Source organism: Brevundimonas sp., assembly GCF_041648115.1.
In the GTDB taxonomy this organism is placed as follows: domain Bacteria; phylum Pseudomonadota; class Alphaproteobacteria; order Caulobacterales; family Caulobacteraceae; genus Brevundimonas.
In genome coordinates this window covers 162,909-182,122 of the sequence record NZ_JBAZPR010000003.1, presented here as the reverse complement: position 1 = coordinate 182,122, position 19,214 = coordinate 162,909, and the positions used below count along the sequence as shown (strand labels likewise).

Sequence of the window (19,214 nt, the reverse complement as noted above, 5' to 3'; positions counted from 1 at the left end):
AGATTCCGCGCATGAGCAACGTCCGCACAGAGACCGACACCTTCGGCCCCATCGAAGTCGCCGCCGATCGCTACTGGGGCGCCCAGGCGCAACGGTCGCTGGGTAACTTCAAGATCGGCTGGGAGAAGCAGCCCCTGCCGATCGTGCGCGCTCTGGGCATAGTCAAGCGGGCGGCCGCCGAGACCAACCGCGACCTAGGCAAGCTGGACCCGGCCCTGACCGACGCCATCGTCAAGGCCGCCAACGAGGTCATCGAGGGCAAGCTGAACGACCACTTCCCCCTGGTCGTCTGGCAGACGGGTTCGGGCACCCAATCGAACATGAACGCCAACGAGGTCATCTCGAACCGCGCCATCGAGATCCTGGGCGGCGAGATCGGCTCCAAGAAGCCTGTCCACCCCAACGACCACGTCAACATGAGCCAGTCGTCGAACGACACCTATCCGACGGCCATGCACGTGGCCTGCGCCGAACAGGTGGTCAACGACCTGATCCCTGCCTTGAAGCACCTGCACGCCGCCCTGGACGCCAAGGCCAAGGCCTGGGCTCACATCATCAAGATCGGCCGCACCCACACCCAGGACGCCACGCCCCTGACGCTGGGCCAGGAGTTCGGCGGCTATGCCCAACAGGTCGCCAACGGCATCGAGCGCATCGAACAAACCCTGCCCAAGCTGATGGAATTGGCCCAGGGCGGCACCGCCGTCGGCACCGGCCTGAACGCCCCCGTCGGGTTCGCGGAAAAGGTCGCGGCCCAGATCGCCGAGATCACAGGCCTGCCCTTCACGACCGCGCCGAACAAGTTCGAAGCCCTTGCAGCGCACGACGCCATGGTCTTCAGTCACGGCGCGATCAACACGGTCGCCGCCTCGCTGTTCAAGATCGCCAACGACATCCGCTTCCTGGGCTCCGGCCCGCGTTCTGGCCTGGGCGAACTGGCTCTGCCGGAGAACGAGCCGGGCTCGTCGATCATGCCGGGCAAGGTCAACCCGACCCAGTGCGAGGCCCTGACCCAGGTCTGCGTCCAGGTGTTCGGCAACAACGCCGCCATCACCTTCGCCGGTTCGCAGGGCCATTTCGAGCTGAACGTCTATAACCCGGTGATGGCCTACAACTTCCTGCAGTCGGTGCGCCTGGTCGCCGACGCGGCGATCAGCTTCACCGACAACTGCGTCGTCGGCATCGAGGCCCGCGAAGACAATATCGCGCGCGGCTTGAACAACTCGCTGATGCTGGTCACGGCCCTGAACGGCAAGTTGGGCTATGATCTCTGCGCCAAGATCGCCAAGACCGCGCACAAGAACGGCACCACCCTGCGCGAGGAAGCCGTCGGCGGCGGCTATCTGACCGACGCCGAGTTCGACGAGGCGGTGCGGCCCGAGAAGATGATCTCGCCGGGCTGACATCATGACCGCGCTGGAGCGTCCCTACTGGATCGAAGCCCTCTTCGAGCGCCGAGACGGCTGGGACGCCGAGGCCTACCCCTTCAATCTGCCCGCCGTGCGCAGCCTGGATCGGCTGACCTTCCACCCCAACGTCACCTTTCTGGTCGGCGAAAACGGGTCTGGAAAGTCCACCCTGATCGAGGCGCTGGCGGTAGCGTGGGGTTTCAACGCCGAGGGCGGCGGCCGGGAGCATCAGTTCCAGACCCGCACCTCGCATTCGCCGCTGCACCGTTTCGTGCGTCCGGTACGGTCGCCGCAGCGTGTTCAGGACGGCTTTTTCCTGAGGGCCGAGAGCTTTTTCACCACGGCCAGCTATCTGGAAGATCACGGCGCAGACCGTTTCGGCGACAAGCCGCTGCATGAGCAATCGCATGGCGAGAGTTTCTTCGCCCTGTTCGACAATCGCTTCATCGGCGACGGTCTCTATATTCTAGACGAGCCTGAGGCGGCCCTGTCGCCCAGCCGCCAGCTCTCCTTCCTCAGCCGTTTGCACGAACTGGTGAACGCCCGGTCGCAGCTGATCATCGCCACCCACTCCCCCATCCTGCTCGGCTATCCCAATTCCTGGATCTATCAGGCGTCGGAGCACGGGCTTGAGCGGGTCGAGTACGAAGACACCGACCATTATCAGGTCACGCGCAACTTCCTGACGCGGCGCGAGATGATGCTGGATATCCTGCTGGACCTCGACTGAACGTCAGGCTTTGTCGCGGATTGTGCGGCCGACCGGGGCCAGCGCCAGCTTGGCCAGCTCCAGGTCCTTCAGGGCGAAGGGAATGCCGATGATGGAGATGAACTCCGCTACCGCGATGATCAGGTGCGTCAGCGCGATGTACCAGCCGGCGACGACGAACCAGACGATGTTCAGCACGACGCCCAGGCAACCTGCCATCGGATGGGCATCCTGCCACACGACCTCGCGGCCAAAGGGCCAGAACGAATAGCTGGCGATACGCCACGCCGCGAACGTCCAAGGCAGGCCGACGACGGTGAGCGCCAGGATGGCTCCACCGACCAGCCACAGCAGGCCGGAAATCCAGCCGCCGAAGATGAGCCAGAGGACATTGAGGATCAGGCGGATCAAGGTCGAAGCTCCAGCGCCGCCTCACGCGACGTCTTCTAGATAGCGATAAGGCCCCGCTTATGCAGCGAGGCCTTTCGTGAATTCGCGTTAAGACGCCGTGATCAGTGCGGCTTTTCCGACCAGCGCGCCTTTGCGTCTTCCTGGGTCAGGTTCAGGTGGACGTGCTTGTCATCGACCTTCTCGACCCAGCTGACCGGGATCAGGTGGTGCTTGAAGCCGCCGGCGAAATCCAGCTTGGCCAGTTCGATCTGGTCGCCCAGGACGTGATCGACACGCCCCACGTGGCCGCCTTCCGAGCCTACGACTTCGAGGTGTTCCTTGATGAGCGAAACGTCGACCATGTCTGTCTCCAACAGTTCGGTTTGTCCTGTCGGTGAGAACACGCGGCGTCAGGCCAGGTTTCAAACGGCGACGCTTGTTCTCTGATGTGGTGACAGGCGCCGCCTCGACGCGGTAGAGAGCACGTCTCCAGACAGGGTTGGAAACAAGCGCATGCGGCGGATCGGATCGGGCCTGTTCGGCATCGTCATGGCCTTGGCGTTGACCGCGTGCGGCACCCTGGATCGGCCAACCGGCCCGCTTCGGATCACCGACGGCACGCTGATCAAGGCCGAGGATCCCCGCATTCGCGCCAACGACAGCGCGCGACTGCAGGCCTTCACCCGTGAAATCGGCGAACGGTTGCGGCCGGATCATCCGACCTCGATCCTGGCCCTGTCCGGCGGTGGCGCCAACGGGGCCTACGGGGCCGGGCTGCTGGTCGGCTGGACCCAACAGGGCGACCGGCCTGTGTTCGATGTCGTCACGGGGGTCAGCACCGGCGCCCTTGCGGCTCCCTTCGCCTTCCTGGGCTCGGAATGGGATGACGAGCTTCAGCACGCCTACACCAGCGGCGGTGCTGACAACCTGCTGAGCTGGCGCAGTTTCGCCGCCTTCCTGAACCCCAGCCTGTTCTCGTCGCAAGCGCTGCGAAACCTGGTGGACGAGAACGTCACACCCGAACTGATGCAGGCCGTGGCGCGCGAGCACGCCAAGGGCCGTCGCCTGCTGGTCGCCACGACAGATCTGGACAGCGAACAGACCGTCATCTGGGACATGGGCCTGCTGGCGACCCAGGGCGACGAGAACGCCCGCGAACTGTTCAAGGAGGTGCTGGTCGCCTCCGCCAGCATTCCCGGCGTCTTCCCGCCCGTGCTGATCGCGGGTCTTCAGGACGACGACAAGGTCGTGCTGGAAATGCACGTCGACGGCGGGGTCAACACGCCCTTTCTGGCAATACCCGAGGATCTGATGCTGTGGACCCGGCCCAAGGACGAGGGTCGCGTCGGCGCCCTCTATGTCATCGTCAACGGTCAGGTCGGTCGCAACAACGGCGTCACGCCCGGCCGCCTGTCCGGCATCCTGGCGCGCACCTATGACAGCATGAGCAAGTCGTCGCTGCGCATCCATCTGGCGATCACGGCGGCCTTCGCGCGGCGCAATGGCCTGGACATGGCCCTGTCGGCCATTCCCGACAATGTCGCCGCCTCCAGCCTCAAGTTCGATCAGGAAACCATGACGGCCATGTTCGAACTGGGTCGCCAGCGCGGACGCGGCGCAGACGCCTGGACCCGGCTGGGCGAGCGGCCGGCGGACCAGCCGTTCATTCCCCAGACCACCATCGCGGACTCGCAGGTGCCGGCGGTGCTGGCGCCCACGCCCGCAGAAACGCCGGCAGAGCCGCCAAAGAACTGATCATGGGCGAAATCGTCAATCTGAACCGGGCGCGAAAGACACGCGCCAAGGCCGGGGACAAGGCGCAGGCCGCCGCCAATCGCGTCGTCCACGGTCGAACCAAGGCCGATAAGTCCCTGTCCGCTCTGGAACGTCATCGCGCAGACAAGCTGCTGGACGGTCAGAAGCTGGACCCGAAATCGGACGGCTGACGGCTCAGGTCTTGGGCGCGCGGATCAGCATCACCTGCCCCGCCAGCACCAGCGCCAAGCCGATCAAGGCGCTCCAGCCGAAACGCGCGCCCTCGAAGATCACCGAAACCAGCATGGCGATGGGCGGCGTCAGCGCCGAGATATAGCTGGCCAGGGCATAGCCACGCTGACGGGCGATGGTGAAATACAGGCCGAACGCGATCACCGACCCGAACAGCGACAGATAGAGCAGCGACAGCACATAGTGCGGCGTCGGCTCGATCCGCCAGGTCACGCCGGTCGCAACGCCGTAGAAGGCCAGCATTACAGTGCCATAGGCCATGGCCCAGGAGGTCGCAGCCATCACGGGCGCGCCCGCCTGCTGTCCCTTCCAGGCGAACCAATTGCCGAACGCCGACGCCAGGACGGCGGTCAGGGCGAAGATCACGCCCAGCCCCGGATTGAGGCCTGCGCGCGCCGCCGTGATCTGGCCGTACGACAGCACCCCCACACCTATGACGCCCAGGGCCGCCCCGATCCACGCGGCGGGCGCCGCCTTCTGTCCGCCCATCAGTCGGAACAGGATCAGGTTCACGAAAGCCAGGGCGGCGAAGATCACCGCGACCACGGCCGACGCGACCTGTCCCTCCGCCGCATAGACGAAGCCATAGCTGACCGCGAAGACGAAGGCGCCCTGCCCGATCGCAGCCAGGTGCTGGGCGCAGGTCAGGCGCAGCGGCCGTCGCGTCACGGCGCAGAAGGCGAACAGGACCGCCGAGGCCAGGCCGAACCGCCAGACGATGGACACGATGGAATCGACCGGCCCCAGTTGCAGGGTGATCGCATACCAGGTCGTGCCCCAGATCAGGGCGCAGATGGCGATGGCGGCGATCGTGAAAGGGCGGCTCAAGGTCGATCTCCGGCGGCGGACTGCCCGCTTATCATCGCACCGACACCGGCGCCGCTCACGTCTTGCGCCGGAGTGTGACACACTGAGGACGACAAAGGAGATCGTCATGCGAAACGCCACCCTGATCCTGCCAGCCGCCCTGGTTCTGGCCGCCTGCGCGACCGCGCCGGAAATGACGACGGGAACGACCGTCGTGAACGTGACCGCCAGCTATCGCGAGCGCATCATGCTGCCGCCCGGCCATGTCCTGACGGTCAGGGTCGAGGATGTCAGCCTGGCCGACGCCCCGGCCCAGGTGCTGGCCGAGGCCAGCGAGCCTCTGACCGGCGCCCCGCCCTATCGCGTCACCCTGGGCTTCCCGACGTCTCAGATCGATCCGCGCCACACCTATGCCGCCCGCGCCGAAATCCGCGACGCGGCCGGCGCCCTGGTGTTCGTCACCGACACTCGCCACGCGATCCTGACCAACGGCGCACCGGCCTCGGCCGAGATCGTGATGAAGTCCGCGCGTTGAGCAGCCTGAGCAAACGCTCGGTCGCCCTGGCGGGCCATGCGACCTCGGTCGCGCTGGAACCCGAATTCTGGGCCGTACTGGACCGCATTGCCGCAACGCGCGAGCTCAGCAAGGCCCAGCTTCTGGCCGAGATCGACGCCAATCGCGGCCGCCGCCCCTTGGCCTCCGCCTGTCGCCTGCTGGCCCTGGACTGGGTGGCGGATCATGGGCGACAGGCGTAGCGTCCGCCGAATGGAGAGCGCCTCATGACCGACAATCGTCTGATCCCCGCCGCCGTCGTTGGCGGCCTTTTGGCCCTCGGCTTCATCGGCGCCGGCGCCTTGATCGGTCAGGGCGTCATTCATGCTCGTGCCGGCGACCGCACGGTGACGGTGCGCGGCCTGTCCGAACGCAATGTGAAGGCCGACCTTGCCGTCCTGCCGCTACGCTTCACGGCCTCGGGGGATGTCCTGTCGGAAGTCCAGACCAAGATCGACGGCGATCTGGCGCTGGTCCGGCGATTCTTGGTGGCGCAAGGCTACCCTGCCGAAGCCATCGAACTGGGTCGGCTGGAGGTCGCCGACACGCGGTCGCGGGAATACGCCGCGCAGAACGGTGGTCCTCGCTTCATCCTGGCCCAGACGGTGATCGTGCGAACCAATGATGTGGCGCGGGTTCAGGCCACGACGCGGCTGCTCAACGACCTGGTTCGTCAGGACGTGGTGCTTCAGGATTTCCAGGGGCCGTCCTACATCTTCACCAAGCTGAACGACGTGCGCCCGCAGATGATCGCCGAGGGCACGGCGGCGGCGCGCACCGGCGCTGAACAGTTCGCCAAGGACAGCGGCACGCCGCTGGGCCAGATCCGTCAGGCCACCCAGGGCTCGTTCGAAATCCTGCCGCGTGACGGCTCAGGCAGCGATGAGGCCGCCTCGATCGACAAGAAGGTCCGGGTCGTTACGACCATCACCTATAGTCTGAAGTAGCCTCTCCAGATGCCGCATCGTCGGATTGCGATTGTCCGATGAATTCGACGTCGGCATGCGGGTCTTCGCCCACTTCGACCAGCGCGACCCATACCGCCATGATCAGAAACATCCCGGCCATGCCCAGGATGAAGGCTAGCCAACCCGCCTTCTTGCCCTGCGGCATGCGGCCCGAAGCCGCCTTCCTCGTGTGAGTGTTTCGCTGCATCGCACCTAGGAACCTGTCGTCGATCCGCCGGGTTCCGAGGTTTCATTGTGGCGGCGGCCCTGACATTGCCGCGCGGTCCCCTTATGTTCCGGTTTCGAATCTGACTGACGGATGTTTCTGCGCCTGTGACCGATCTTCCCGCCCCCCGCATTTCCGACCTGGCGCGTGCCCGCGCGCCCGAAGGGGATGCGCCGCGCGACTATTTGAAAGGGCTAAACCCCGAACAGCGTGAAGCGGTCGAGACGACCGAAGGGCCCGTGCTGGTTCTGGCCGGCGCCGGCACGGGCAAGACCCGGGTCCTGACCACCCGTCTGGCGCACATCCTGGCGACCGGCCGGGCCAAGCCCTGGGAACTGCTGACCGTCACCTTCACCAACAAGGCCGCGCGCGAGATGCGCGAACGGATCAGCCACCTGATCGGCCCTTCGGCCGAGGGCCTGCGCTGGCTGGGCACCTTCCACTCTGTCGCCGCCCAGATCTTGCGTCGCCACGCCGAACTGGTCGGGCTGAAGTCCAGCTTCACCATCCTGGACACCGACGACCAGGAACGGGTGCTGAAGCAACTTGTGGAAGCCGCCAACATCGACACCAAGCGCTGGACCCCCAAGTCGCTCAGCGGCCTGATCGACCACTGGAAGAACCGCGGCTGGACGCCAGACAAACTGCCGCCCGGCGAGGATTTCGCCAATGGCAAGGGCCAGGGCCTGTACGCCGCCTATCAGGCGCGGCTGCGCAGCCTGAATGCCTGCGACTTCGGCGACCTGCTGCTGCACAACATCACGATCCTGTCGCAGCACGCGGACCTGGCCGAGGAATACCGTCGTCGCTTCCGCTACATCCTGGTCGATGAGTATCAGGACACCAACGTCGCCCAATATCTGTGGCTGCGGCTGCTGACGGCCTCGACCGGCAACGTCTGCTGCGTCGGCGACGACGACCAGTCGATCTACGGCTGGCGCGGGGCCGAGGTGGACAACATCCTGCGCTTCGAGCGCGATTTCCCCGGCGCCAAGATCGTCAAGCTGGAGCGGAACTATCGCTCGACCAGCCATATCCTGGGCGCGGCCTCTGGCCTGATCGCCGCCAATCGCGACCGGCTGGGCAAGACCCTGTGGACCGAGGACGAAAGCGGTGACAAGGTGCGGGTGCGCGGCGTCTGGGACGGCGAGGCCGAGGCCCGCCTGATCGCCGACGAGATCGAGACCGCGCGTCGCCCCCAAGCGGGCGAGCCGGGCCTGAAATACAAGGACATGGCCATTCTGGTTCGCGCCTCTTTCCAGATGCGCGCGTTTGAAGAGCGGCTGGTCATGCTGGCCATCCCCTACGCCGTCATCGGCGGCCCGCGCTTCTTTGAACGGGCCGAAATCCGCGACGCCCACGCCTATATGCGGCTGATCCAGTCCGAAGACGACGACCTGGCCTTCGAGCGGATCGTCAATGTGCCCAAGCGCGGCATCGGCGACACCAGCGTGCAGAAGGTGCTGCAACTCGCCCGCCAGCACGGCCTGTCCGCCCTGACCGCCGTGCGCGGCCTGGTCAACACCGACGAGCTTCAGGCCCGCACCCGCACCGCCCTGTCCAACTTCTTGCGCGATGTGGATCGCTGGCGCGCCCTGTCCGAGACCACGCCTCACTGGCAGGTCATGGAGACGGTGCTGGAGGAAAGCGGATACACCGACATGCAGAAGGCCGACCGGACCAGCGGCCAGACCCGGTTGGACAACCTGAAGGAACTGACCCAGTCGATGCAGCAGTTCGAGACGCTGCCGGCCTATCTGGAGCACGTCTCCCTGGTCATGGACTTGGAGCGCGCCACCAGCGACGATCCCAATGGCGACGGCGCGGTGCAGATCATGACCCTGCACGGCGCCAAGGGGCTGGAGTTCCCGCTGGTCTTCCTGCCGGGCTGGGAGGAAGGCGTCTTCCCCAGCCAGCGCAGCATCGATGAAAAGGGCGAAAAGGGTCTGGAGGAGGAACGCCGCCTGGCCTACGTCGGCGTGACGCGCGCCAAGCAGGACGCGCGGATTTCATTCGCGGCCAACCGTCTGGTCTATGGCCGCTGGACCTCGCAACTGCCCAGCCGCTTTGTCGATGAACTGCCCATCGCCCACGTCGATCCGCAATCGGACACCGGCTATTACGGCGCCTCGTCTGGCATGAAGGAAGCCAAGAGCCGCTGGGACGACGCGCCGTCATTCGGCAGCGGCTATTCCTCGCCCGGATGGAAACGCGCCCAGTCCTTCACCGCCGCCCAGACCCCGGCCAAGATCCCGGCCCGCAAGGCCGTCATCGAAGGTGACGGCCGTCTGATCGCCACGGCCGATCCCAAGTCGAGCACGGGCTGGGCCAAGGGCGAACGCGTCTTCCACCAGAAGTTCGGCTACGGCAACGTGCGCGTCATTGAGGGCAACAAACTGCTGGTCGAGTTCGAAAAAGCCGGAGAGAAGCGCGTGATCGACAGTTTCGTCGAGAAGGCCTAACCCGGCGACCTATCGCAACAGACGGAGCCGACCATGGCGGGCCTCAAGGACAAGCGCGGCTTCATCGACAAGGACCGGATCGACCTGTCCGAGCGTCAGTCGGTCGAATATTGGATGAAGCGCTGGGGCGTGACGCGGGATCAGATCACCGCCGCCCACCGCAAGGTCGGCCGCATGACCAAGGATATCGCGGCGGAGTTGGGCAAAAAGCGCTGAATATGCAGTCTCACGTCGTTTCGATCGAAGAGCTTGTCTCAGACCTCGGATCAGAGGATTTCGGTGTCGTGCAGGCGGGAATGGAATCATGCCTGCTGCGCATTCATGAAGCCGCGCCACTGATACGCGCTTATTTAGTCGATCACCCATCTAACGAACTAGACGCTTGGATTCTGCTTGTGGGGCTGCACGTCCTGGCGGAGGCACGTGACGTAGAATCCTTTGTTCCCCTCCTTGTCCTGCTAACTCAACCGGCAGATGAGCTGGATTGGATTTTAGGCGACTGTGTCACCGAGACGCTCAGCAAGGTGGTGGCTAGCCTGTTCAACGGCGATGAACAGGCACTTTTTCAATCCATTCGCCGTCCAGATCAGGACACCTTTGTGCGCAGCGCCTTGCTTGGCGCAGCCACTGTGCTCACCCGCGATGGACGCATCGAGCGTCCGACGATGGGAGCCTTCCTAAAAACCTTTGCGCTTGAGACGCATTGGGAAGAAACAGATTGGTCGAGTTGGCTTGAAGCCGTCGGCCTGTTGGGCTTCTTGGATTTGCGTTTACAGGCCGAATGGGCCTTCTCGACGGGCGCTGCGTCCAAAGACTTGTATGATCTCGAATGGCTGAACGACACTCTCGCTGCCGCAATCTTAAACCCGTCCGCCCCCGCGCCTTTCGAGCGCTGCGGATTGGGCTACATCGACAATGCCGTAGAGTCCTTGTCCTGGGTGTCGCGCTATAATGTTGAACTGCCGCCATTTAGCACGCCGACATTGAATACATTACGCAATATTGGCCGCAATGATTCTTGTCCTTGCGGTAGCGGGCTAAAGTTCAAGAAATGCTGCCTCAACCTCTCTTGACGGCTCAGATGTGGATCACACGCCCGTAGGCGTCCAGCGCGGCTTCGTGCATGGCTTCCGACATGGTCGGGTGCGCATAGACGATGCCGTGAATGTCTTCTTCCGTCGCCTCCATGGTGATGGCGGTGACATAGCCCTGGATCATCTCGGTCACTTCGTGGCCGATCATGTGGGCGCCGATCAGGGCGCCGGTCTTGGCGTCAAAGATCACCTTCACGAAGCCGTCCACCTCGCCGGCCGCCACGGCCTTGCCGTTCACGCGGAACGGGAAGCGGCCGATCTTGACCTCGCGCTTCTCGGCGCGGGCGGCCTGTTCGGTGACGCCGACCGAGGCGACCTGCGGCTGGGCGTAGGTGCAGCCGGCGATGGGCGAATGGACGTTCGGGGTCTTGTAACCGGCGATGAATTCGGCGGCGTGGATGCCTTCGTGCGACGCCTTATGCGCCAGCCAGGGCGCGCCGGCGCAGTCGCCAATGGCGAACAGGCCCTTGACGTTGGTCTGACAGTGACTGTCGGTCTTGATGTGGCCGCGGTCCAGCTCGACGCCCAGCGCCTCCAGACCGATGCCGTCGGTGTTGGCGGTGATGCCGACGGCCGAGATGCAGACCTCGGCCTCCAAGGTCTCGGCCTTGCCGCCGATCTCGACCTCAACCTTCACGCCGGTCGCGCTCTTGGAGACCTTCGTCACCTTGGCGCCGAGCTTGAACTTGACGCCGCGCTTCTCGAACGACTTCTGGGCGGCCTTGGAGACCTCCTCGTCTTCAACGGGCATGATGCGGTCGACAGCCTCGACGACCGTCACATCGGCGCCCAGGGCGCGATAGAAGCTGGCGAACTCGATACCGATGGCGCCGGACCCAATGACGACGAACGACTTGGGCAGGCTCTTGGGCGCCAGAGCGTCGCGATAGGCCCAGATTCTGTCGCCGTCGGCCTCCAGGCCGATCTGAGGCAAGGATCGCGCGCGGGCGCCGACAGCCAGCATGACAGCCTTGGCCTCGACCGTGCGCGAACCGCCGGCCTTCAGCGCAATAACCACCTTGGGCGCTGCGGCGCCTTTCTCCAGCTTGGCCGAGCCCTCGATCACCTCGATCTTGTTCTTCTTCATCAAGAAGGCGACGCCCTTGTTCATCGTCGCCGCGACGCCGCGCGAACGCTGAATGATGGCGTCGAAATCGAACGACGCGCCCGAGGCGGACAGGCCGTATTCCTTCAGGTGGCTCAGGCTCTCGAACTTCTCGCCCGACTTCAGCAGGGCCTTGGTCGGGATGCAGCCCCAGTTCAGGCAGATGCCGCCCAGGTTCTCGCGCTCCACGATGGCGACCTTCTGGCCCAGTTGGCTGGCGCGGATCGCCGCGACGTAACCGCCGGGGCCCGAGCCGATGACGACGAGATCGAATTCAGCAGCCATGGTCAGATCAACTTCTCGATGTCGGCCTTGATGGCCTCGGGTTCTGTCTGCGGGGCGTAACGGGCGACCACCCTGCCCTCGCGGTCGGTCAGGAACTTGGTGAAGTTCCACTTGATGGCCTGGGAGCCCAGGAAGCCGCGCTTCTGTCGGGTCAGCCAGGCATAGAGCGGATGCCGGTTCGGCCCGTTGACCTCCACCTTGTCGAACAGGGGGAAGCTGACGTCGAAACTCGCAGCGCAGAAGGCGGCGATTTCCGCCGCCCGGCCCGGTTCCTGCTCGCCGAACTGGTTGCAGGGAAAACCGAGCACCTCGAACGGCCGGTCAGCGAACGTCCGATGCAGCTTTTCCAGACCATCATATTGGCCGGTGAAGCCGCATTTGGACGCTGTGTTCACGATCAGCAGCGCCTGACCGCGAAACCGGTCCAGCGAAACGTCCGTGCCGTCGATGGCCCGGGCGGAGAAGTCATAGACCGAGGTCATGACCTCACCCTCCCCTTACGCCAGCATCGCGACGGGATCTTCGATCAGCGGCTTGAACGCCTGCAGGAAGCGTGCGCCGATCGCGCCGTCCACCACACGGTGATCGCAGGTCAGTGTGACGGTCATGACGGTGGCCGGCACGACCTGGCCGTTCTTGACGACCGCCCGTTGTTCGCCCGCCCCCACGCTCATGATGCAGCCTTGGGGCTCGTTGATGATCGAGGTGAACTGCTTGATGCCGAACATGCCCAGGTTGGACACCGAGAAGGTGCCGCCCTGGAACTCGTCGGGCTTCAGCTTGCGTTCGCGGGCGCGCTTGGCCAGATCCTTGGACTCGGTCGCGATCTGCGCCAGGCCCTTGGTCTCGGCCTTCTTGATGATCGGGGTGATCAGGCCGCCGTCGATCGCCACCGCCATCGAGACGTCGGCGTTGTGGTGCATGGCGATGCCTTCCGGCGTGTAGGAGGCGTTCGCCTCCGGCACGGCCTTCAGCGCCAGGGCCGCGGCCTTGATGACGAAGTCGTTGACCGACACCTTGATGCCCTGCGGCTCCAGCATCTTGTTCACCTTCGCGCGGACGGCCATCAGTTGGTCGATCTCGACATCGATGAACAGCGGGAAGTGCGGGACGTTCTGGATGCTGTCGACCATGCGACGCGCCACGGCCTTCTTCATCCCGTCGAGCGGGATCAGGTCGTAGCTGCCGTCCGGAATACCCATCTGAGCCAGGGACTGGGCCTTGCGCGGCTCGATGCCCGAGGTCGCAGCTGCGGCGGTCGCCGTCGAGGCGGCCGGTTGAGCGGCGACCTTCGGCGCGCCCTCGACGTCACGCTTGACGATCCGGCCGTGCGGTCCGGTGCCCTTGATCGACTTCAGATCGACGCCGTTCTGGGCGGCGATGCGACGCGCCAGGGGCGACGAGAAGATGCGCTCGCCATTGTCCGACTTCGGCGCAGCCGGAGCCGGCGCGGCGGGCGCAGCCGCCTTTGGCGCCTCGGCGGCCGCCGGAGCGGATTCGGCCTTTGGCGCCTCTTCCGCCTTGGCGGCCGGTTTCGGGGCCGCAGCGCCGCCTTCATCCTTCAGACGCGCGATGGGCGTATTGACCTTAACGCCTTCTGTGCCTTCGGCGACCAGGATGTCGGTGATCTCGCCCTCGTCCACGGCCTCGACTTCCATCGTGGCCTTGTCGGTTTCGATCTCGGCGATAACGTCGCCGGCGGAGACGACGTCTCCGACCTTGACGTGCCATTTGGCCAGAACGCCCTCCTCCATCGTCGGAGACAGGGCGGGCATCAGGATGTCGGTCATGCCATCACCTGCTTCACGGCTGCGATGATCTTGTCCACGCCCGGCAGCGACAGCACTTCCAGGTTGGCGGCGTAGGGCAGCGGCACGTCTTCCTGATGCACCCGCAACGGCGGGGCGTCCAGATAGTCGAAGGCGTGTTCGATGACGCGGGCCACGACCTCGGCGCCGACGCCCATCGGACCCCAGCCCTCTTCGGCCGAGACCAGACGGCTGGTCTTCTTGACGCTCTCGACGATGGTTTCGGTGTCCAGCGGACGCAGTGTGCGCAGATCGACGACCTCGGCCTCAATGCCTTCCTCGGCCAGTTTCTCGGCGGCCTGAAGGGCGAAGCCGACCATGCGGCTGTGGGCCGTGATGGTGACATCCTTGCCTTCGCGACGGACTTTGGCCTTGCCGATCGGCAGGACGTAGTCCTCGACGTCCGGCACGTCGAACTCCAGGCCGTACATCATCTCGTGTTCGAGGAAGACGACGGGGTTCGGGTCGCGGATGGCGGCCTTGAGCAGTCCCTTGGCGTCGGCCGCGTCGTAGGGCGCAATGACCTTCAGGCCCGGAACCTGAGCATACCAGGCCGAATAGTCCTGGCTGTGCTGGGCGCCGACGCGCGAGGCGGCGCCGTTCGGGCCGCGGAACACGATCGGCGCGCGGATCTGACCGCCCGACATATACAGGGTCTTGGCGGCCGAGTTGATGATGTGGTCGATCGCCTGCATGGCGAAGTTGAACGTCATGAACTCGACGATCGGCTTCAGGCCCGACATGGCGGCGCCGACGCCCAGGCCGGCGAAGCCATGCTCCGTGATCGGGGTATCGACGACGCGCTGGTCGCCGAACTCCTGCAGCAGGTCGCGGCTGACCTTGTAGGCCCCCTGATACTGGGCGACTTCCTCGCCGATCAGGAAGACGCGGTCGTCACGACGCATCTCTTCGGCCATCGCGTCGCGCAGGGCGTCTCGCACGGTCGTCTTGACCAGTTTGGCGTCGGCCGGGATTTCTGGGTCGCGCAATTCGACCTTGGGGGTCGAGGTCTGTGCCGGGGCCTTCTCGGGATCGCCGGTCTTGCCTTCGGCCGCGGCCTTGGGCGCCTCAGCAACTTCGGCCGCCTTGGGCGCGGGCGCCGCTGCGCCGTCTTCGCCGGCAAGCCGCGCGATCGGCGTATTGACCTTCACGTTCTCCGAACCTTCGGCGACCAGGATTTCCAGCACTTCGCCTTCGTCCACGGCCTCGACTTCCATCGTGGCCTTGTCGGTTTCAATCTCAGCAATCACTTGGCCGGCCGACACGGTGTCGCCCGCCTTGATGTGCCATTTCGTCAGCGTGCCCTCTTCCATCGTGGGGGACAGCGCCGGCATCAGAATGTCGGTCACGGATCAGGCCTCCACGTAGACGTCGGTATAGAGCTCGGACGGATCGGGTTCCGGGCTCTCTTGGGCGAATTGAACAGCTTCGGCGACGATCGCCTTGATTTCGGTGTCGATGGCCTTGAGCTCGTCCTCGGTCGCATTGGCGGCCGACAGCAGCATCTTCAGGTGATCGATCGGGTCGCGGGTCTTCTTGACCTCGTCCACCTCTTCCTTGGTCCGGTATTTCGCCGGGTCGGACATCGAGTGGCCGCGATAGCGATAGGTCTTCACTTCCAGGATGAAGGGGCCGCCGCCTTCGCGGGCGCGCTTCACCGCACGAGCCGTCGCATCGCGCACGGCCAGCACGTCCATGCCGTCGACCTGTTCGCCCGGAATGCCGAAGCTGGCGCCGCGCTGATAGAGTTCGGTCGTCGAAGACGAGCGTTCGATGCTCGTGCCCATGGCGTACTGGTTGTTCTCGATGATGTAGATGGCCGGCAGCTTCCACAGCTGCGCCATGTTGAAGCTCTCGTACACCTGACCCTGGTTCGAAGCGCCGTCGCCGAAATAGACGAAGGCCACCGAATCGTCGCCGCGATATTTGCCGGCGAAGGCCAGGCCGGTGCCCAGCGCCACCTGGGCGCCGACGATGCCGTGACCGCCGTAGAAGCCGGTCGGCACGTCGAACATGTGCATCGACCCGCCCTTGCCCTTGGACGAACCGCCGCTGCGGCCGGTCAGCTCGGCCATGACTTCCTTCGGATCCATGCCGGCGGCCAGCATATGGCCGTGGTCACGATAGCCGGTGATGATCTTGTCGTGGCCCTGTTTGACGCTCTCCTGAACGCCGACGGCCACGGCTTCCTGGCCGATGTACAGGTGGCAGAAGCCGCCGATCAGACCCATGCCGTAGAGCTGACCTGCACGCTCCTCGAAGCGGCGGATCAGGACCATCTCGCGATAGAAGCGAAGCAGGTCCTCCTTGGACGCCGTCGGCGTGTTGGGCAGTTTGTCAGGCGAAGTCGTCTGAGCGGATTTGGCTGGGGCTTTCGCCATCCGGTATCTCCCGGCTAGGCGTCGAGAACCGACGCCTTCTTATCGTTACGGAAAGGGGCTTTAGCAGCCTTCCTTCCCGGAAGGCAAAGGGGTGCGAGCCGCCCTGTAACAATAGTTCAAGTGGCGAGTGTTTTCACCCTTGAACGGCAGGCCCCGGCACGCGGATCACATAGTCGCGCGGGTCCGAGAAGCCCAGCACGGCGCGCGCGCGCTCTTCCAGCAGATCACGGGACAGACTGTCGGTGCGCAGATAACGCACGCGCGTCTCAAGGTCGCGACGCTGTTCGGTAAGATGCGCCAATTGGTCCTCGCGTTGCCCCAGCAGGGCATCGCGCGACGAGCCGCTCAACAAACCGCGCTCGCCTGTCAGAGCCTGCACCCCAAGATAGGCAAGCAGCAACAACAGGGCGAAGGACAGGCGGTAAGGTTTCATCCGTTCGGGCACTTAAAACGCTCCTTCTGAGCGCGAAAACACAGTTCAGGAACCGTGCCCGAAAATGCCTAACGAAATGTAGCTTGACCGTAAGATAATTGGCGGAGAACGCTGATTCTCCGCCGACAATTCGGTTTCTTATTTCAGCAGCATGCCGTCGCCGAAATAGACGCCCTGGTCGCCCAGCATCTCTTCGATGCGCAGCAACTGGTTGTATTTCGCCACCCGGTCCGAACGCGCCAGCGAGCCGGTCTTGATCTGCCCGCAGTTGGTGGCCACGGCCAGGTCGGCGATGGTCGAGTCCTCGGTCTCGCCCGAACGGTGGCTCATCACGGCGGTATAGCCGGCGCGGTGGGCCATATCGACGGCGTCCAGCGTCTCGGACAGGGTGCCGATCTGGTTGACCTTGATCAGGATCGAGTTGGCCAGGCCTTCGCCGATACCGGCGGCCAGACGCGCCGGGTTAGTCACGAACAGGTCGTCGCCGACCAGCTGCACCCGATCGCCCAGACGCTCGGTCAGCAGGCGCCAGCCGTCGAAATCGTCCTCGGCCATGCCGTCCTCGATCGAGACGATGGGGAAGCGCTCGCACAGATCGACCAGGTAGGCGGCCATGCCATCGGCGTCGACGGTCTTGCCCTCGCCGGTCATGATGTATTTGCCGTCCTTGAAGAACTCGGTCGAGGCGACGTCCAGGCCCAGGTGGAAGTCCTCGCCTGCCAAATAACCGGCCGCCTGCCCAGCCTTGGTGATGAAGCTCAGGGCTTCGTCGGCCGAGGCCAGGTTCGGGGCGAAGCCGCCTTCGTCACCGACGTTGGTGTTATGGCCGGCGTCCTTCAGCTGCTTCTTCAGGGCGTGGAAGATTTCGGCGCCCATGCGCACGGCGTCCGAGAAGGTCTCGGCGCCGGTCGGCAGGATCATGAACTCCTGGATGTCGATCGGATTGTCGGCGTGGGCGCCGCCGTTGATGATGTTCATCATCGGGGTCGGCAGGACGCGTGCCGAGACGCCGCCCAGATAGCGATACAGCTCCTGATTGGACGACAGAGCGCTAGCCTTGGCGACGGCCAGGGACACGCCCAGAATGGCGTTGGCGCCCAGGCGGGCCTTGTTGGGCGTGCCGTCCAGGTCGATCATCGCCTCGTCGATGCGGCGCTGCTGCTCGGCGTCCATGCCGGACAGGGCGTCGAAAATCTCGCCGTTGACGGCGTCGACCGCCTTCTGCACGCCCTTGCCGCCCCACATGTCCTTGTCGCCGTCGCGCAGTTCGACCGCTTCATGCGCGCCGGTCGAGGCGCCCGACGGCACTGCCGCGCGGCCAAAGGAGCCGTCTTCCAGCGTGACATCGACTTCAACCGTCGGATTGCCCCGGCTGTCGAGGATCTGGCGGGCGACGATGTCGGCGATGTCGGTCATGGCTCGGCTCTTTGGCTCAAGGGGCAAGGGAGGTCCGACGGTTTAGCCGCCTCCCCGCCAAACGCCAATGGCGCCGAAGCCCCTGATGTCAGGAACAGCCCTCGACCAGTTGGATCGACGGGTCGCCAGCATGGACCATCATCACCTTGCCGTCGCTGCCGATCTCGTAGCGCACGCCGCGCGCCGCCGGGTCGGTGACATAGGCGGTCGAGCCACCGCGCGACCAGACGAACAGGTCCTCGGCCGGCGAATCCTGATACTTGTGCGGCTGGGCGAAGAGGGTGCCGCCATAGGCCTGTTTGATCGCCATGCCCGTATCGCCGACGCCGAACCCGCGATCGGTCTTGGTCGTCGCGCCCCGCGCCAGGGTGATTCGCGTCAGGACGCCGTTCTGGATCATCACCTGCACGTCCGCCGGTGCATTAGCGGGGTGGAACTGGTCGCAGGTCTCAGGATTGGTGGCGCCCACAGCGTTCGGCTGGGAATCATCGCCCCAGACCTTCACCAGCTCGCCGCGCGTCATGCCGATTCGCACGGGGCCCAGCCCTTCGGCCGTCAGGGCGTTAGGGTCTGCAGCGGGCGCCGCGGGCGTCTCCACAGCCGGCGCAGCGGTCACTGGAGCCGGGGCAGCGGGCTGTTCCTTGCGGTCACAGGCGGCGAGCGTGAGCAGCGCGCAGGCGCTGACGGCGGTGAAACGAATCATCATGCGGCGTCTCCAAATGGAAGCTTCACCGCATTGAACGCACGAAAACGGCGCGCGGGTCACCGCGCGCCGTCGAATTCATCGTCCGGCCGAAGCCGGGATCACTCGAAAGACTAGTCTTCCTTCGGCGTGATGACCTGACGACCGCGATAGGTGCCGGTCTTCAGATCGATGTGGTGAGGGCGCTTCAGCTCGCCGGTGTCCTTGTCCTCGACATAGACGTTCGAGGTCAGGGCGTCGTGGGCGCGGCGCATGTTGCGACGCGAGGGGGATACTTTCCGCTTCGGAACGGCCATGTCCGTATCAATCTTCTAAGTCGGGCGCCGCCCAGAGCCGAAGCCTGATCAAGCGCGAAAACGATAGCGGCGGCCCCCAACCCTTCCTTGGAAAGGATGCAGAGCCGCCACGCGAGGCGCGGCTTATGCATGAACCTCGCGAGGATTTCAAGGCGGGTCTTCAAACCAATGCCGAACCCGCAT

The 19,214-nt window shown here is 64.8% G+C and carries 23 protein-coding genes; 10 read left to right on the top strand and 13 right to left on the bottom strand.

The window, feature by feature from the left end:
- Positions 1 to 11: 11 nt before the first annotated feature.
- Positions 12 to 1,403 (top strand): class II fumarate hydratase, encoded by a 1,392-nt coding sequence (fumC, locus tag WC597_RS03885; RefSeq protein WP_372691935.1) that lies wholly within the window; start codon positions 12 to 14, stop codon positions 1,401 to 1,403.
- A 4-nt stretch (positions 1,404 to 1,407) separates the two neighbouring features.
- Entirely contained in the window at positions 1,408 to 2,139 is a 732-nt protein-coding gene (locus WC597_RS03880; RefSeq protein ID WP_372691934.1) for an AAA family ATPase, read from the top strand.
- A gap of 3 nt (positions 2,140 to 2,142) precedes the next feature.
- Here WC597_RS03880 and WC597_RS03875 read toward each other — a convergent pair whose 3' ends face one another.
- Together WC597_RS03875 and WC597_RS03870 are read right to left on the bottom strand one after the other, a co-directional pair.
- Complete coding sequence (locus WC597_RS03875) at positions 2,143 to 2,529, bottom strand: YccF domain-containing protein (RefSeq protein ID WP_372691933.1); 387 nt, start codon at positions 2,527 to 2,529, stop codon at positions 2,143 to 2,145.
- 101 nt (positions 2,530 to 2,630) lie between these two features.
- Positions 2,631 to 2,870, bottom strand: coding sequence for a DUF2171 domain-containing protein (locus tag WC597_RS03870; protein ID WP_372691932.1), 240 nt, complete (start codon positions 2,868 to 2,870; stop codon positions 2,631 to 2,633).
- A gap of 151 nt (positions 2,871 to 3,021) precedes the next feature.
- Between WC597_RS03870 and WC597_RS03865 the strand changes: the two genes are divergently transcribed.
- Positions 3,022 to 4,263 carry a patatin-like phospholipase family protein gene (locus WC597_RS03865; protein WP_372691931.1) on the top strand — a complete coding sequence of 414 codons (1,242 nt, stop codon included), beginning with the start codon at positions 3,022 to 3,024 and terminating at the stop codon, positions 4,261 to 4,263.
- A gap of 2 nt (positions 4,264 to 4,265) precedes the next feature.
- Positions 4,266 to 4,454, top strand: a complete 189-nt coding sequence (locus WC597_RS03860) for a DUF4169 family protein (protein ID WP_372691930.1) — start codon at positions 4,266 to 4,268, stop codon at positions 4,452 to 4,454.
- A gap of 4 nt (positions 4,455 to 4,458) precedes the next feature.
- On the opposite strand, the gene WC597_RS03855 is transcribed toward WC597_RS03860, so the two are convergent.
- On the bottom strand, positions 4,459 to 5,343 hold the full coding sequence (locus WC597_RS03855; RefSeq protein WP_372691929.1) for a DMT family transporter: 885 nt from the start codon (positions 5,341 to 5,343) through the stop codon (positions 4,459 to 4,461).
- 106 nt (positions 5,344 to 5,449) lie between these two features.
- On the opposite strand from WC597_RS03855, the gene WC597_RS03850 reads away from it, so the two are divergent.
- Genes WC597_RS03850 through WC597_RS03840 form a run of 3 tightly spaced genes read left to right on the top strand, consistent with a single transcriptional unit; the run spans position 5,450 to position 6,822 of the window.
- Entirely contained in the window at positions 5,450 to 5,857 is a 408-nt protein-coding gene (locus tag WC597_RS03850; protein ID WP_372691928.1) for a YbaY family lipoprotein, read from the top strand.
- Entirely contained in the window at positions 5,854 to 6,078 is a 225-nt protein-coding gene (locus WC597_RS03845) for a ribbon-helix-helix domain-containing protein (RefSeq protein ID WP_372691927.1), read from the top strand. Before WC597_RS03850 ends, WC597_RS03845 begins: the two co-directional genes overlap by 4 nt.
- Positions 6,079 to 6,102: 24 nt before the next feature.
- Entirely contained in the window at positions 6,103 to 6,822 is a 720-nt protein-coding gene (locus WC597_RS03840; protein WP_372691926.1) for an SIMPL domain-containing protein, read from the top strand.
- Here WC597_RS03840 and WC597_RS03835 read toward each other — a convergent pair.
- The gene (locus tag WC597_RS03835; protein WP_372691925.1) at positions 6,803 to 6,988 is read right to left on the bottom strand and encodes a hypothetical protein; all 186 of its coding nucleotides are present in this window, start codon (positions 6,986 to 6,988) and stop codon (positions 6,803 to 6,805) included. The genes WC597_RS03840 and WC597_RS03835 overlap by 20 nt on opposite strands.
- 167 nt (positions 6,989 to 7,155) lie before the next feature.
- Here WC597_RS03835 and WC597_RS03830 point away from each other — a divergent pair, with 167 nt between their 5' ends.
- The 3 genes from WC597_RS03830 to WC597_RS03820 are packed head-to-tail and all read left to right on the top strand — an operon-like array spanning position 7,156 to position 10,583.
- Positions 7,156 to 9,510 (top strand): ATP-dependent helicase, encoded by a 2,355-nt coding sequence (locus tag WC597_RS03830; protein ID WP_372691924.1) that lies wholly within the window; start codon positions 7,156 to 7,158, stop codon positions 9,508 to 9,510.
- Between the two features lie 33 nt (positions 9,511 to 9,543).
- Positions 9,544 to 9,726, top strand: coding sequence for a DUF3606 domain-containing protein (locus WC597_RS03825; RefSeq protein ID WP_008259491.1), 183 nt, complete (start codon positions 9,544 to 9,546; stop codon positions 9,724 to 9,726).
- A gap of 2 nt (positions 9,727 to 9,728) precedes the next feature.
- Positions 9,729 to 10,583, top strand: coding sequence for a DUF1186 domain-containing protein (locus WC597_RS03820; protein ID WP_372691923.1), 855 nt, complete (start codon positions 9,729 to 9,731; stop codon positions 10,581 to 10,583).
- Positions 10,584 to 10,587: 4 nt separating this feature from the next.
- On the opposite strand, the gene lpdA is transcribed toward WC597_RS03820, so the two are convergent.
- From lpdA to rpmF, 9 genes are all read right to left on the bottom strand, one after another.
- The gene (gene lpdA / locus WC597_RS03815; RefSeq protein WP_372691922.1) at positions 10,588 to 11,994 is read right to left on the bottom strand and encodes a dihydrolipoyl dehydrogenase; all 1,407 of its coding nucleotides are present in this window, start codon (positions 11,992 to 11,994) and stop codon (positions 10,588 to 10,590) included.
- A 2-nt stretch (positions 11,995 to 11,996) separates the two neighbouring features.
- Positions 11,997 to 12,476, bottom strand: coding sequence for a glutathione peroxidase (locus tag WC597_RS03810; protein ID WP_372691921.1), 480 nt, complete (start codon positions 12,474 to 12,476; stop codon positions 11,997 to 11,999).
- A 15-nt stretch (positions 12,477 to 12,491) separates the two neighbouring features.
- A complete protein-coding gene (locus tag WC597_RS03805; RefSeq protein WP_372691920.1) occupies positions 12,492 to 13,784 on the bottom strand; it encodes a pyruvate dehydrogenase complex dihydrolipoamide acetyltransferase in 1,293 nt (430 codons plus the stop codon).
- On the bottom strand, positions 13,781 to 15,151 hold the full coding sequence (locus WC597_RS03800) for a pyruvate dehydrogenase complex E1 component subunit beta (protein ID WP_372691919.1): 1,371 nt from the start codon (positions 15,149 to 15,151) through the stop codon (positions 13,781 to 13,783). Before WC597_RS03800 ends, WC597_RS03805 begins: the two co-directional genes overlap by 4 nt.
- A gap of 3 nt (positions 15,152 to 15,154) precedes the next feature.
- The gene (gene pdhA / locus WC597_RS03795) at positions 15,155 to 16,183 is read right to left on the bottom strand and encodes a pyruvate dehydrogenase (acetyl-transferring) E1 component subunit alpha (RefSeq protein ID WP_135195511.1); all 1,029 of its coding nucleotides are present in this window, start codon (positions 16,181 to 16,183) and stop codon (positions 15,155 to 15,157) included.
- Positions 16,184 to 16,316: 133 nt separating this feature from the next.
- Positions 16,317 to 16,616 (bottom strand): septum formation initiator family protein, encoded by a 300-nt coding sequence (locus WC597_RS03790; protein ID WP_135195658.1) that lies wholly within the window; start codon positions 16,614 to 16,616, stop codon positions 16,317 to 16,319.
- A gap of 138 nt (positions 16,617 to 16,754) precedes the next feature.
- Entirely contained in the window at positions 16,755 to 18,032 is a 1,278-nt protein-coding gene (gene eno / locus WC597_RS03785; protein ID WP_372691918.1) for a phosphopyruvate hydratase, read from the bottom strand.
- Positions 18,033 to 18,120: 88 nt separating this feature from the next.
- Positions 18,121 to 18,738 carry a hypothetical protein gene (locus WC597_RS03780; protein WP_372691916.1) on the bottom strand — a complete coding sequence of 206 codons (618 nt, stop codon included), beginning with the start codon at positions 18,736 to 18,738 and terminating at the stop codon, positions 18,121 to 18,123.
- 110 nt (positions 18,739 to 18,848) lie between these two features.
- On the bottom strand, positions 18,849 to 19,031 hold the full coding sequence (gene rpmF / locus WC597_RS03775; protein WP_026108365.1) for a 50S ribosomal protein L32: 183 nt from the start codon (positions 19,029 to 19,031) through the stop codon (positions 18,849 to 18,851).
- Between the last annotated feature and the right edge of the window lie 183 nt (positions 19,032 to 19,214).